At 41.7% G+C, this 15,059-nt stretch carries 13 protein-coding genes; all 13 read right to left on the bottom strand.

Annotated elements, in window-relative coordinates; genetic code table 11:
* Positions 1 to 189: 189 nt before the first annotated feature.
* Complete coding sequence (locus tag ONV78_RS24105) at positions 190 to 2,754, bottom strand: EAL domain-containing protein (protein ID WP_279506995.1); 2,565 nt, start codon at positions 2,752 to 2,754, stop codon at positions 190 to 192.
* A 54-nt stretch (positions 2,755 to 2,808) separates the two neighbouring features.
* A complete protein-coding gene (gene kaiC, locus ONV78_RS24110; protein ID WP_279506996.1) occupies positions 2,809 to 4,335 on the bottom strand; it encodes a circadian clock protein KaiC in 1,527 nt (508 codons plus the stop codon).
* 13 nt (positions 4,336 to 4,348) lie between these two features.
* Positions 4,349 to 4,639, bottom strand: a complete 291-nt coding sequence (kaiB, locus tag ONV78_RS31940; protein WP_347815427.1) for a circadian clock protein KaiB — start codon at positions 4,637 to 4,639, stop codon at positions 4,349 to 4,351.
* Positions 4,632 to 5,243 carry a hypothetical protein gene (locus ONV78_RS24115; protein WP_279506998.1) on the bottom strand — a complete coding sequence of 204 codons (612 nt, stop codon included), beginning with the start codon at positions 5,241 to 5,243 and terminating at the stop codon, positions 4,632 to 4,634. The genes kaiB and ONV78_RS24115 overlap by 8 nt, the downstream gene beginning before the upstream one ends.
* The gene (locus ONV78_RS24120) at positions 5,236 to 5,631 is read right to left on the bottom strand and encodes a response regulator (RefSeq protein ID WP_279506999.1); all 396 of its coding nucleotides are present in this window, start codon (positions 5,629 to 5,631) and stop codon (positions 5,236 to 5,238) included. Before ONV78_RS24120 ends, ONV78_RS24115 begins: the two co-directional genes overlap by 8 nt.
* 168 nt (positions 5,632 to 5,799) lie before the next feature.
* Positions 5,800 to 6,432, bottom strand: coding sequence for a response regulator transcription factor (locus ONV78_RS24125; RefSeq protein WP_279507000.1), 633 nt, complete (start codon positions 6,430 to 6,432; stop codon positions 5,800 to 5,802).
* The gene (locus ONV78_RS24130; RefSeq protein ID WP_279507001.1) at positions 6,429 to 7,529 is read right to left on the bottom strand and encodes a response regulator; all 1,101 of its coding nucleotides are present in this window, start codon (positions 7,527 to 7,529) and stop codon (positions 6,429 to 6,431) included. The genes ONV78_RS24125 and ONV78_RS24130 overlap by 4 nt, the downstream gene beginning before the upstream one ends.
* 4 nt (positions 7,530 to 7,533) lie before the next feature.
* Positions 7,534 to 7,977, bottom strand: coding sequence for a response regulator (locus ONV78_RS24135; protein ID WP_279507002.1), 444 nt, complete (start codon positions 7,975 to 7,977; stop codon positions 7,534 to 7,536).
* Positions 7,978 to 8,099: 122 nt separating this feature from the next.
* The gene (locus ONV78_RS24140; protein ID WP_279507003.1) at positions 8,100 to 10,472 is read right to left on the bottom strand and encodes a PAS domain S-box protein; all 2,373 of its coding nucleotides are present in this window, start codon (positions 10,470 to 10,472) and stop codon (positions 8,100 to 8,102) included.
* Positions 10,473 to 10,944: 472 nt separating this feature from the next.
* Complete coding sequence (locus ONV78_RS24145) at positions 10,945 to 11,310, bottom strand: hypothetical protein (RefSeq protein WP_279507004.1); 366 nt, start codon at positions 11,308 to 11,310, stop codon at positions 10,945 to 10,947.
* Positions 11,311 to 11,355: 45 nt separating this feature from the next.
* Positions 11,356 to 11,628 carry a hypothetical protein gene (locus tag ONV78_RS24150; RefSeq protein ID WP_279507005.1) on the bottom strand — a complete coding sequence of 91 codons (273 nt, stop codon included), beginning with the start codon at positions 11,626 to 11,628 and terminating at the stop codon, positions 11,356 to 11,358.
* Between the two features lie 120 nt (positions 11,629 to 11,748).
* On the bottom strand, positions 11,749 to 12,057 hold the full coding sequence (locus ONV78_RS24155; RefSeq protein WP_279507006.1) for a hypothetical protein: 309 nt from the start codon (positions 12,055 to 12,057) through the stop codon (positions 11,749 to 11,751).
* A gap of 985 nt (positions 12,058 to 13,042) precedes the next feature.
* A complete protein-coding gene (locus tag ONV78_RS24160; RefSeq protein WP_279507008.1) occupies positions 13,043 to 14,728 on the bottom strand; it encodes a sensor domain-containing diguanylate cyclase in 1,686 nt (561 codons plus the stop codon).
* Positions 14,729 to 15,059: the final 331 nt, after the last annotated feature.

Raw genomic sequence — 15,059 nt, forward strand, 5'->3', positions numbered from 1 at the left:
CTTGGATCAAACTCTGTTTATCTAGAAACGACAATAGTTACAGACTATTATCAAGTATATCTGGTTGTATTTTAGCCAGATTAGGTCAGCTGAATGCGCTCCTATAAGGTCTGGCTTTAATCGTATTCCTCGGCACTGTAATAGCAGAGGGATCAATTTCCAGGCCAGATTAAGTTGAAGATATTCCGGCTAACTCTTCGTATCTAGTAGTGTATCCAATTCTTGGGGCAATACTGGTTTGGAAAAGAGGTATCCTTGAAACTGGTCACAATTCAGGCTGTTTAGTATGTCGTATTGCGCCTGAGTCTCAACCCCCTCTGCGACTACGCTTAAATCGAGACTACGGGACATCAAGATTATCGCTTCAGATATTGCTAAGCTACCTGAGTCAGAAGTAATTTCACAGACGAATGAGCGATCAATTTTTATCGTATCAATAGGAAAACGTTTAAGATAACTCAAGCTTGAGTAACCTGTACCAAAGTCATCAAGAGCGATGCGTACACCCAAGTCCTTAAGTGCGCGCATTGTCAGGATGGCAGACTCTACGTCTTGCATCAGCATACTTTCAGTAAGTTCAAGCTCAAGTAAGGCTGGAGGAAATCCACTTCTATTTAATGTCCGAGCAACTAATTCAACTAAGTTATTCTGCCTGAATTGCCTAGCTGATAGGTTTACAGCTACTGGTAATCCTCCCCAGTTGGCACCTTGTGAGCATGCTGTGTCCAGTACCCACTCTCCTATTTGTAAAATTAAGCCGGTTTCCTCGGCTATTGGTATAAATTCAGAAGGAGATATAAATCCTAGTTTAGGATTCCACCAGCGAATTAACGCCTCTACTCCAACGATTTTTCCACTCTCAAAGTTAACTTTAGGCTGGTATAAAAGGTGAATTTCTTTGCGCTCAGTTGAATGTCGAAGGGCTGTTTCTAAAGTTAATCGTTCTTGGTGGTTTCTGTCAAAATCAGAATGGTAGCGGCGATAGCTTGCCCCGCCTTCTTTTTTCGCCCGATACATCGCGATGTCAGCTTTCTTGATTAAACTATCAGGATCTACGGTTCCTCCACTGTATACAGCCACACCAATACTGCAGGTTATAAATACTTCTGTACCGTTCAGCGTAAATGGGCTTACAAATGCATCTAGTATGCGATCAACAGTAGTTTTAATATTATCCTCGTCCGTGCTTTTGTTAGCTAGTAGAACTATGAATTCATCTCCGCTTTGGCGAGCAACAGTATCAGATTTTCGTACGCACTTTTCGATTCTAGCAGCTGCTATTTTTAAAACATCATCGCCACAAGAGTGACCAAGAGTATCATTGACAATCTTAAAACGATCAAGGTCAATAAATAATACGGATATATTGATCTGGCAGCGGCTTGCAAGATTTAATGCATGCTTTAAGCGATCGTAAAATAGATTGCGATTTGGCAAACCAGTTACAGAGTCGTAATTAGCAAGGTACTCCAGTTTTTTCTCTTTCTCCAGATGGTCCAGAGCGAAAGATATATCGCCTGCAAGCTCAGTAAGCAAGCCTAGTTCCTGATCATCAAAAAAGTTTTTATCAGTCGCATGTAAAGCTAAAATACCTTCCACTGAGTTATTAAGGGTTAAAGGGAACAGAGCGAAGGATTGTATGCCTCTTTCAAGGCATTGTTGCCGCAAGTAAGTTGATGAGCTGTTTTCTATATCATTAATTACAAAGAGAGTTCTTTCCTTAAAAATCTTGGCTTTCAAAACTTCATCTGAATTCATAATAATTAAAGATCGAAGCCATGTAATCACGGAGAAGAAAAAGTCATTATCCCCACCAAAAGAAGACGCCAACCTGAACTTATTTTCTTCTCCATCTAAAGCAGCAATCCATGCGGCAGGGAGCCCTCCACCCTCAACTGCGATTCGGACTGCACCAGTAAATAACTCATCCCTATCAGTTGTTCTGACAATTAGATTATTTATGGCACTTAATACTCTATGCATTCGGCTCAATCGATAGATTCTCTTCTCACTCTCAACTCTTTCTGTAATATCTCTTAGCGAGGCTAGAAAGGCTAACTTTCCATTCCATATCAGGTGAGCAGCTCTTACTTCAGCGACGCCAACTTCTCTATCTGGTCGGCATATATCTAACTCAAAGTGTTTATCAGGGAAGAGAGGAAACCCAAATTCAGTACCGATCATATCAGATACATTACGTCCAAACATTTTGGTGGCTGCAGGGTTAACGAACTGAATCACCCCTTTTGAGTCGACAATGATAATTGCATCTGTCGTCACTTCAATAATAGACCTAATCCTATTCTCACTCTCTTGAAGCTGGCGGGTTCTTTTATTCAAATCTTCAGAGAACTGCTGGCGGCTAATAGAGTTCTCAATTGTATCGACGATTTTACCATTTGCCACTTGCCCCTTAACCAGGAAGTCCTGAGCTCCATGGTGCAATATCCTTCTCGCTAGTGACCTGTCATCATTTCCACTTAGGATAATAACGGGAGGTAAGTTTGAAACTTCCTTGCATAGTCTATTGTATGTCTCAATTCCTTGACTATCGGGAAGATCTAAGTCAAGAAGTATTGTATCAAAGCTTTGCTGTTCAAGCTCTAGCAGACCATCTGATAAACACTCAACCTGTTTTATCTGAGACAGTAGTCTCTCATCATCAAATATCTGGTTCTGGACTAGCAAAGCATCTGTTGGGCTATCCTCAAAGTGTAGAATTCGCACCTCTCGTTTAACAGTTGATACAGCCATATGTGTGTCCCTTCTTCTGCCTGCTCTTATATGTAAGAAAAAATACTATGCCTTCTAAATTTTAGGAGGATCAGTAAACATATTGGATAAACGCGCCATTTCCTCTGAGGCTACTTGTTGAGGAAATCCTGATAGTATTCCTGAGACAGTATGAAATGGCTTACCAACATGCATTCCTTTGTTGTCAATTGTGAATTCACGGATATCTTTTTCGTGCATAGAGCCACGCATTTTTAAAACCGTAATACCTCGTCTCATTTCTCCGAAAATTTCGACATATCGCAGTAAAATTATTGAGTCAGTAATAGTAGAAATGTGAGCTTCAGTGACTGAACTACCGCCTAGCAACGTCGGTGTAGTCGCTGTAAACAATCCCCCAATTTCTTGGTGCTTAATAAATGATGTTAGCCCAATGACAAACTCGCGATATCCCTTGAGTGTGGACACCCGCTCTAACGCGGATAAGCTATCTACAGCTAGTCTATTAGGCTTGAACTCGTCGATAACTTTTTTCATTTTTATTAAGTGATCTTCAAGCCCTGCAGACTCTGGGTATACGCAAACTACTTTTAACAAACCATCTTTTTCCATTTGCTCAAAATCCACATTCCAACCGCTTGCGTTGCGAAACAGTTGGTCGCGACTTTCCTCAAATGCAAATAATAAGCTGCGTTCCCCTTTAGACGCGCCACCGGCTATGAATTCGGTGCACATTAGTGTTTTGCCGCATCCGGTGGCGCCTGTTACCAGGATAATGGAGTCACGAAAAAATCCTCCGCCACACATTTTATCTAGTGCAGAATTTCCAGATGTAATGCGAATATTAGTAGAACGCTGCTTCAACTCTATGGCGGATAAGGGGATAACGATAAGTCCTTCATCTGGAATAACTGTAAAAGGGTACTCTCCTTTTTGGTGGTGTGTACCACGAAACTTCAATGTTTCAATGGTTCGCCTACGCTTTTCATCTTCTAGTATGTTACGGAGTATGATGACATTATCTGCGACGAACTCTTCCACGCCAAAGCGGCTTATCTCCCCATATTCTTCATTTCGCTCAGCCGTCATGACTGAGGTTACTTTCATTCGCTTCAATGCCGTACTAATTCTGAATAGTTCACGTCGAACAATCGCCGCGTCAGAAAATTGCGTGAATATGGCTCCCAGGGAATCAAGTGATACACGTTTGGCTTTGACTTTGGCCACAGCAGCTTCAATACGAGCTAGCAACGCACCTAAATCATATGCACCAGCAACAACCGTTTCCTCCGGTTGAGGTGATGCATCTACGAACGCTAAACTTCCTTCAGCCTCCCACTTAGCGATGTTCCAGCCCAATCCCTTCATATTGGTTCGGATATCTTCTGGAGACTCTTCGAAAGTAACTAAAACCCCGCTTTGCCCTAAGCGTATGCCTTCAACAAGAAACTGGATTGCAAATACAGTTTTCGCACTACCAGCTGTTCCAGTTACAAGCGTCGTACGAGCAGTCGGGAGCCCTCCCTCAGTAATAAGGTCGAGGCCTGGTATGCCTGTAGCCAACTTCTCAATTTGTTCAACATTAGACTTTTGAGCTGGCATGATGCCCTCCTTATTATTTCACTGTGTGTCCAGTCGCCTGAATGTCTAACCCTAGTAGCACTTTCTCTGTATCGGATAAGTCGCCGATTATCCGCCGAAGCGGGGGCGGTAAGTGTTTAATTAGCGTTGGTGTCGCGAAAATTTTCTCATCTTCCGCAAGTTGAGGGCGCTCAAGAATATCTATGACCTCCATGACATACTGCCCTCGTAGTTCTTCCTCACATAAACGTCGTAAATTACTGACTGCACGTTCCGTTCTGGGCGTACAACCAGTGACGTATAGCTTTAAAGTGTACCTATTCATCTGTAACCTCCATGTGCACTAATCCGGCGCAAAGGCTGCGATAGTAACCTGTGAGGTTTCCCATTAGCTCTAGCACTGTGAGTCTGCTTTCATCGCGGTATGCCTGGACTTTCAACCAAGATGCTATAGCGGCTTTTGATTTTATTGCGGTGGTATGTATGTCAATTACGTCTCTCGGACTAGCTCTGAGAAAACCTAAATCTATCCCTAACTGGCGTAATTTCAGAGAACGCCTGTTGTCTTCGTGATGTAACTGTTCTTCGAGGGCCATATCGAGAATAGTGGCGTAACGGCTCACCATCTCATTAAACACATCTTGAGCACTTTCACTTAAAGGCTCCCCTGAATAGATTCCCGCAGTTACGGAAGTTGGTTTGGGATGTGACAGGCGTTCCATTGACCGATATTCCTGTTCCCGCTCTTCGTCCAAGGTTCTAGCGTTCGATTTTTCTATCGAATAACGATCTGCACTATCTGTATGGCACTCAGCATAAGTGATGGTGCAATCTACTCCTTGTACCTTCGCCAAGGCATCCCTAATCTCAGAGATGTCTTCCTGATTACCCTCTGTTAATAGGACGCGTATTTGGCGTTTGCTATTCATTCGAATGCTCCACTAACTTGCGCACAACTTCCACGACGGAGTCGAGCGTTTCAGCTTTGTTGAAAAAATAGTCAGCGCCAGCCTCCAAACAGCGGTCGTGGAAGGTAGCACTGCTGTGGAATGTGACGATTATCACCACACAGGACTGATCACATTCGCGGACAGCAGCTAACACCTCCAATCCGGTTAATTCAGGGATTTGCAGATCAAGTACCATATAGTGGGGAGTATGCTGTTCGAAAAGCTCTAACGCGACGCGACCGCTACGGGCTGGCCCAAGAATTTTTATGCCATCAATTTCGTTAAGCTGCTCTATCAGGCGTTGAGTAATCTCGACTGAATCATCAGCAATCAATAGCTTTTTCGGCGCAGTATCCTTCTTTTTCATGAACTAAGAATAATCATGAATGGCCCGCGCCGCCGTAGGGAAAAGCCTGAGTCAGTGTCAGTAAATTACTGACACTGTGGATGTTTAAAGAGGCGGGATCTTTGAGAAATGATTTGAATATGAAGGGGCGTATCGTCAATACGAACCTTCATATAAAATCTAAGCAAGCTAATCCACTAATTTATGCAATAGCGCATAACGGGCAATATCGACGTAATTTTCCAGGCCAGTTTTTTCTCTAATCCTCATCACATACGTACTAATAGTCTTTGCACTAACTGATAGCTCGTAGGCCACTTCCTTAATGGTCTTTCCCTTAGCGATCATGCAGAATACTTCCAGTTCTCGACTAGAGAGCCTCTCATGGGGATTGCATGGCTTCTCTTTCTTAAGGTCTGCCGCCAGAGCAATAACTGCCTCCTTACTGAGATATGTTCCACCAGCTAGAACACTATGCACTGCCTCTATCAGTTCATTTGCCGCTTGTTGTTTCGTAATGTACCCATTGGCACCAGCCGATAAAGTCCGTACAGCATACTCTGTCTCGGATATGGCCGTCAGTATTAGTACAGGAACATCTGGATTACTATGCCGAATTTGGGTGAGCATATCGATTACGTTCATTTCTGGCATTACGATGTCAAGTAAAATAAGGTTCCACTGGCGCAGTGCCAACTGTGATATCAACTCATTATGATTGCACGCGGTGCCTATTTCTATTTCCGAAAACTCACTTTGAAGCAAGTCTTTCAGGCCCCTAATTACAATTTCATGATCATCTGCAATTAATATATTGATCATACGTACTCTACATGGGAATGTTTCAGTGGAATAGTTACGTTAGCATGTACTCCATGGCCAGCTTCACTACTAAATTCTATAGTGCCACCATGTGAACCTGCTCGCTCTCTCATCCCCATCAATCCCAATGAGAGCATTGAGTTGCCAGGGTTGATGCTCATACCCACTCCATCATCGCGAACATCCAGCACTAATGTTTCACCAACTTGCTTGAATTGAACCTTAACGCAATGCGCATTCGCATGACGTAGGATGTTAGTCAATAGTTCCTGATATATTCTAAATAGTGTGGTAGAAATATCTTTATCTGTAATCTTCATTGTCTTCGGTAAGTCTAGCTGAACTTCAATCTCAGTATTAGCTTCGAACCTGCGTGTTTCATCGCGGATCGCGTCAACTAGTCCAAGATGATCTAAGGTGCTTGGACGAAGCTCAATGGCAATACGCTGTACAGAGCTAATTACATCATCAACCAAGTTATTTGTTTGTATTATCCGATTGTGAATTGTGCCAATTGTCACTGTGTCAAGATTTTTATTTAATCGGTTGTCAACCCATTTCAAATCCATTTTAAGTGCTGATAGCTTTTGTCCCAGCTCATCATGAATCTCACGTGACATTCGTGTCCGCTCTTGCTCACGTATAGTTTGAAGATAGACAGCGAATATCCGTAATTGATCATGAGACCTTTGCAGTTCAATATGAAGCTCTTGCCGTTCTATAGCATAACGAATAGCGCGACCGAGTATTTGAGGGTTTATTTCTTTTTTTATCAGATAATCCTGAGCTCCTTCACTAAGTGTGTGCAAGCCAATAGAAAGATCATCCAGTGCAGTCAGTACGAGCACTGGAAGAAGGGGAAAGCGATGATTAAATTCTAGAAATGTGTTAACTCCTTGAGAGTCAGGTAAGCCTAAATCCAACAAGACAACATCAATTTTATGCTTCCTGGACTGCTCAATTCCATCATTTATGAATTCTGTGTGTATTAATTCGTAATCAAAGTCAGATACATCTTTTAATGCTTCTTTGATTAGAAGAACATCTGTCAAATCGTCTTCGATTAAGAGAATGCGTATAGAGGAAGTGTTGTTCATTGCATCACACCGGCAGCGTTACAACGCCAAACCAAAAGTCGTTAATTGCTCTGACAACATCAATAAATTTTGAGAAATCTACGGGCTTTGTAATATAGCAGTTAGCGTGAAGTCCATAAGACTTTATTACATCCTCTTCCGCTTTAGATGTTGTGAGGACCACAACAGGAATGCGCATAAGTCTAGAGTGATCTTTTATTTCCTTGAGTACCTCTCGGCCACTCTTTCTAGGTAGATTTAAATCTAGGATAATGAGACCTGGTAAGCGTATTGGGTCTTCTGCTGCTTTGCTCAATAAATACTCTATGGCTGAGACGCCATCCTCTACAACGTGCAGAGGGTTCATAACTTTATGATACGCCAAGGCTTCTCTTGTCATCATAACGTCGGTGGGGCTGTCTTCCACTAGTAGTATTTCCACCAGCTTTCCATTGCTTAAATCTTTCATTTCCATGTTCCTAAGTTAACTTCACAAACTTTTATTTTTAATTTAAATGCGATGTGAGAAAAACAAAAAGTAAAGATATTTTTATATATAAATAAAAGCCATTTTATTGTTATTTTGTATTTCTATCTTTCTGTATTTGAGCAGGATTTCAACGTGAAATATATGGTTGTTCCCTGCCCAAGAGTAGACTCGACCCAAATAGATCCATTGTGATGTTCTACAATGCGCTTACACAAAGAAAGCCCAATACCCGTGCCTTTATATTCTCTTCGTGTATGTAATCTTTGAAATATTTCAAATATACGCTGAAAGTATTTGGCTTCAATTCCAATCCCGTTATCCTTGACTGAAAAACACCACTCTTCAGGTTGTTCAGTCGCATTAACCTCTATGATTAATGGCTGATCTGTGCGTCTAAATTTTATGGCATTTGAAACTAGATTTTGGAATAGCAATATAATTTGTGTTGGCACTACACTTAGTACTGGCAATATATTACATATCACTTTTGCGTTGCTTTCTTCCACCGCAGTAAATAGGTTGCCCAATGCAGAATTAAAAGACTTGTTTAGATCAGTCCTTAAAAACTTATCTTCTGGTTTTCCTAGACGCGAAAGCAGTAGTAAGTCATCAATCAAAGCCTGCATTCGAGCAGTCCCATCAATAGTATGAGAGATATATTCATCTGCACGTGAATCAATCTGTCCTTGGTAACGCTGCTTCAATAATTGTACGCAACCTGAAATCGCCCTCAGCGGTTCTTGTAGATCGTGCGAGGCAACATAAGCGAATTGTTCCAAGTCCCGATTAGAGCGCTCCAACTCCCTGGTTTTAGACAAAATATTTTCTTCAAATAGCTTGCGTTCAGTAATATCTACAATAGATATTAGTGTAAGAGCTTTATCACGTGTATCTAGCGTTGTTACTGTAACTTCTACTGGAAACTCAGTGCTGTCAGCCCGTAAAGCGTAAGTATCCTTGCCACCATCAACATTTGAATTTTTCAGTTGTAATAAAAAATCTTTTTCCCTAAAAGAGTTATAGGGGGGAATACGTTTTGGGAATAGTGTCTCAACTTTTTGTCCAACTAAGTTCTCATTCGAATAGCCAAACATCTTTTCTGTTTGAGAGTTGGCCATCACTATCCTCCCGTCATGATCAATATCCACCATAATCATCGAGCTAGGCGCCGAGTCGACAATTAATCTAATACGCTCATGATTACGTTTGCGTTCTGTAATATCGTGGCCAACATTAGATGCACCAATGACAACGCCGTGCTCGTCGATAATTGGAGAAACTGTGATAGACATATCAACTAAGCTGCCATCCTTGCACCTACGCAAAGTCTCAATTTGTTCTACGCGTTCTCCGCGGCTAATTTTCTCCAGTATAATTTTTTCTTCTTTTAAGTGGTCTTTTGGGAACAGAATGTTGACTGGTTTTCCAAGCACTTCCTCTTTAGTATATCCGAAAATACGTTCTGCACTGGAGTTCCAACTTGTGATATTGCCATGAATATCTTTACTAATAATTGCATCTGCTGAAGAGTCCACAATCGAAGCCAAGAGCGATTTCTGACAATTTGAAATATTTATCTGCGTTTGCATTCCATTAAAAGAGCAGACACAGACAAAAACCATAAAAGAAAGAATAATAATAGTGGCAATACAGTTTATAGCAAGGCCAAAAGCAACACTAAACATATTACTTTCGATTCCCTTTTGAGTTAGCCAACCAACTAATAATGGCGTCAAGATTGCAGTTAGCGTTGCAATCAATGCTAATTGTCTACTGGTATGTTGACTATTTAACTCAGCAATGAAGCCTCTGTGAGATGTGGACATAAATATACCTATGCCAATTATAACAAATAGCGCTGCTGTATGAATGGCCATCGTAGAAAACATCATTAGCTGAAACTTTTTGATGCCGTAGATATACCCGATTAGGGATGCGCCGCCTAGTATTATGGTCAGTAGTGCTGGTATTTGAGCTGGCTGTATATAATATTTTGATTCGACTTTAATTAATAATAATGCCGAGCCAGTGAACATGAATGCTAAAGCCGTGGCTAATGACATCCTTCCAGGCCAAGCTCCCTTTGCTGTGTTACTATCAGAAAGCAGCAGCTCATCGATTCCCAAGTTTCCACCAAAGCCATACTCGACCAAGGTTATGAAGGAAATTGCGCACACTATTCCGGCGCACGCTCTCGCTATGAGCGCTCGAGAAAAAGCAGCGTTTGGGGAGTATTCTTGGTGGTGGTAGAGGGACATGCCCGATAGAATGAAACAAAGCGCAGTGTTGGCCTTCATAGTTGCCAAACCTGGTAATAGGCTCTTAATTTCATTGATATCAAGCAGCCAACCAAATAGAACACTGAAGCCTATTACAGCAGTAAATAGACCAATAGCATTGGGTGCTTTGAAGTAATTTTTTTGAGCAGACTGCTCCCAGGGTATGAGCGTAGCGACATTTCTTTCCTTTGACATAAACTTCCCTCCTCACCGAAATACTACCACTAAGCTTTAGTCTCTACTATGACTTGTGGCTAGACCAGCACGTAGAGCTTTTTTGATCCTGACTTCCAGTAGAGGACTATTGGTATTACAGAGTCAGAAAAACGAGCATGACGATAGGCAGAGATAGGGGAATTGGTTAGCCGCTTATAAGTGACTCACTGGGAATTTATACGACAGGTTGGTCTATACAGCAGAAGAACACCTAAGAGTTGGCTCTCACGCTTTGTTGATGGCTGCGTAGCGTAGGGACCTATCAGCCAGATCAAGACAGCCAATACACGAGTTGTCGGAGAGCAATATAGTAGTTAACTGTGGCTATCTAGGCTAACCTGAAATCTGGTTAGCTCAGGTGGCTTTTCTATGGGTAAAACGACATTAGAACTCTGAAGCGTAGAATGTTCGTTGGATCAAAGTAAATGAAGTACTATGTCTTGACGGCACCCTATACCGAGTTCTCAAAATTGTAGAGAACGCCCCCCTTTTTAGCTGCTGCTCTGCCCACCTGAGCATATGGTCGATAGCTCAGAAGCGCTGATGGCTTACCATTAATGACGATCTGCAAAAACGTAATCCCAAAGGTCGCCATTGCACGAATAGCACAAAACTTTTTTTTTGCTCCATAAGCCCCATCGTTGGCCGCAATCCACCACACACTAACTTGATTAAGGCCTTCTTTGCGTATAATCGCTTGTATAGCCTCTTCCTTTACGAGGCTATGAGTGGGCCTATATGGGTAACCAAGCTGCAACCAGTCAACCTTTGAGCGGTTCAGTTCATAAAGAACAAGCACCGTGTGAATAGTATCCATATCGTGGTCCTTGTGATTTACCTGCCATCTCCCGCAGTTCCCTTCTCACAATTCTTTTTCTATTTGATGCAATAGATAAGTAATACGATCATAGTTTGATGCAGATTCGTTAGAGGCAATACTGCCCCTTAGCCAGCTAAGCTCACTAATGGTCGTATCTATTAAGTAGACTGTCTTAGCTGGCAAGCCCGATTTTGATTTAAGCCGTTCCAGCTGACGCTGCTTAGCCACAATCAAGCCAAACCTTATCCCTACATTGGCTCTATCATCCTTTAATGTGAGCTTCCAATCTGGATCAACCAAAATCTCCACCACCATTATCCCTCTTACACATTTTATGTTTAGCGAAACCATCCGTATTTAGAGGTAAGTATGGATCAGCATCGTGATTTTTGCCTTAGTTTCTAAAGCGTGAACTCTAAAGGTTGCTGCGCAATATCATATAACCCCAAGATTATAGTTGCAGACGTAGCCATGTAAATAAATTAGCCCATCGAGTTTTCGCAACTCGGTATCCGCCTTGTAATAAAACATGAAATATAAATTTTCACCTAGGTTAGCAGTTAGATTATTTAACGCGCTTTCACACGCTCGTATCTGGTTAAGCCACTCAGGAATTTCAGTAGCAAGCTCCTCAAGCTCTCTAAGCCGCAATAGTTTTTTTTCTATGCACTCCCTAATCAGTTCATCCGTGTCCCTTTTACTTCCTGAGCTAATCCATTCAGAATCAACAAAAGGCTTTAACATGTTATCCTCCCTCCTAGGGGTGAAACATATCTCCCGCTGCTATCACAATCTACGGTGGACACGTTTGAATCCTAGCTCCACCCTTTAGTTTTGGTTAAATGTTAACCAAATGAAAGAGGCGCATCGCTAAAAGGCTATACAAATTTCTTATAAGGAAGTGAGGGATATAGCCAAGCGGAGTCTACCAAGCGATGAACACTTCTCTTCACTTATGTTTTTAGTTTGTTCGCCCTCCGTGTATATCCCTCTCCGTTTTTGCAGTATCCTTTCCTCATAGCGCCGCCCCCATATGAATGCCCCTTTGGTCTTTACTACACATACTGCAAGGCTAACCTATAATTAGGGTATGGCTTACGTCACCCCCTTTTGGGAAGCCGTTTTGTCTAAGGTTGGGAGGTCAGGACGCCTCCCTTTTGTCCGTAAAACCTAAAACTCCTATCAATTCCTTTCTGTTTTTGCCCCAGGGATTACGATAGATTTGAGCGAGAGGTTGGCCTTTGGGTCAGACTACGCCAAGCAAGGGAAAGCTGGGGCGCCTGACTTTCCTTCCACCTTTGTTATCTCCCGTCACAACAGCTTCTCAATTATGTTCTACGCTTTGATATGTACTGAAAAGTACGCGTTAACGAAATGGCATCTTTGGGGCTTGTTTTGACAGGCCTCTTTTTTCGCCACTTCGGTAATGAAACAAAGGTTAGTTTTATTGGGTGAAAAACCGTTGAGATCTGCTCTGGCAGTGGGAGGCAAGGAAGCTCCCCCTGTTTATCCCTGATAGCAGCGTGAAGCTTGCGTTAAAGTTCCTGCAGAATTCCAATGACTCCTTGCGCAACCTTTTATCCATGACCCTAGCGAGCGGCAGCGAATTCAGGGCACATAGGGCAGAAAATAATACAGTTAGAAGGTTAACCACATAATACAACTTACATGTAAGCGTCTTTACCATGCGCCTTACCTGTATGTCCGTATATACGGTATCAAGCGAATATTAGTCGCTATTTTTTGCTAAGTCTCTCGAAATATCCACGACATTATCCAATGAAGACTCATATACCACTCTATTGCGTCCTAATGCTTTGGCTTGATATAGAGCATCATCAGATTTCTTAATAACTTCAGCTGGTGTTCTAGTGTCACCACAAAAAGTAGCAACCCCAAAACTACAAGTAATGTGATGCCTATGACCATTAAAATCGAACTCAAGCATTGAAATATCATGTCTGAGTCGTTCAAGGAAAGTTCGAACCCCTTGGTCTAACTGCTCAGGAAGCAATATCGCAAATTCTTCTCCTCCCACCCGTGCTATCAAATCGGTACTTCTAAGTGAGCGGTTTAAAAACGACGACAAGCAGATTAAGACTTCGTCTCCTGCGGCATGCCCCCATGTATCATTAATTTTTTTAAAATAATCTATATCAAATGCAACAAGTATATAGTTAGACTTATACCTGCATGCCCTTGTGTGTTCATAGTTTAGCTTCTCCTTGAAATATCTTAGGTTATAGAGACCAGTCAAGGGGTCTCTAGACGCCATTTCTTTGAGGGCAAGGTTCGCTGCGTCTAATTCTTTTGTTCTTTCAGCTACTTTTTTATTAAAATCGTCTTTCAGCTCTCTAACAAAGCGTGATATTTCACCAACATCACCAGCTATTTGGCGGATTTCTGTCCAGCCATTAGAAAGTATTTTTTCATCTATTCCTCCTCTTAAAGCAGAAGTGTATGACTTCAACCTGTCTAAAGGTCTTGAAATAAAAAAACTTACAAGAAAACCAGCAAACATTGAGGAGGCCACAATAAAAAGCTCAATAATATATAAATTTTTATTATGAGAATTAATTAACGCATTAACTTCATCCTCATTAATCTTTGCCACTAACCCCCAATCAAGTCTTGAAATGTATCGAGTAGAAGCTAGAATTTTTTCTCCAAGGTAGCCTATTGAATTTCTCATAAGAATCTCATTCCCCATCATTGCTTGAGTAATGGGTGATTGTGTTATGTTCGTAGAAACGCTTCTCTTGAAGGCTGCATCCTTATCATATTTCAAAGGAGTGACAAACAAAGCTCCGCCATCATCCGCGCGAATAGTGAAAAGCCACTCTCCGGATTTCCCCAAACCGTTTTGGTCTTTTAAATCGTAAATAAGAGATTCTAGGTAGTAGTCAACCTGAATGATTCCTACACCAACACCATCTACACGAATTTCCATTATCACGGCTAAGCAAGGGACGGCACTTTCTTGATGCACAAGAAAGTATGGATAAGCCTTTCCTTCTACGTTGTTAAATTTATTTCCATGCTCGTTAAGTATCGACGAAACATAATTTCCATCGCTATCGTAAACAGCGATATTATATATATCTCCTATCGTAACGCGCGCACCAGTAATAAGCTTTCTTATTAAAGGCGCAGACCTTTCATCTCCACTTAGATTCCAGTTCAGCAAACTACTTCTTAAGAGCGCTCCGCTAGCAATTAGAGAAACTTCGTTTGAAAGCCCTTCAACAAGGGACACAATTTTTCCTTTCTTTACTAACGAAAGAGAGAGAATTCGCTCTTCTATTTGATTTCTGTAGTTTTGAGAGAGGGTAAAATTAAGATATACCAAGCTTGCTAGAAGAGGGAGCGCCGCTAGAACAATAAAGTTGATAGTCAGTACGTGTTTTAGCCTCATTTGCTTTTCCCTGCAATGATTAACCAACGCACCCACACATAGAAAGTAGTTCGTACAAATCTACTAAGCAACAGGAAAGAAATCTTTTTTGAAGTAGGTAGGCTATAAAAGTATAGGGCGAATGATTCATTCCATTCTTGCCATGAGAGAGAAACAGCCCCCTCAGACACCATCGCACCCATACCTTTCCCCCCCTATCATCAGGGAGTTAAGAGCAAGGAGCACAGCTATGAACGCTATACTCCTATCTGAACCCTAAAAGCTATAGATCTGTGTACTAATCATACACCCGAATATTAAGACTCACACTATAATTTCATACGTCATCAAC

The sequence above is a fragment of the Hahella sp. CR1 genome (assembly GCF_029813005.1).
Taxonomy (GTDB): domain Bacteria; phylum Pseudomonadota; class Gammaproteobacteria; order Pseudomonadales; family Oleiphilaceae; genus Hahella.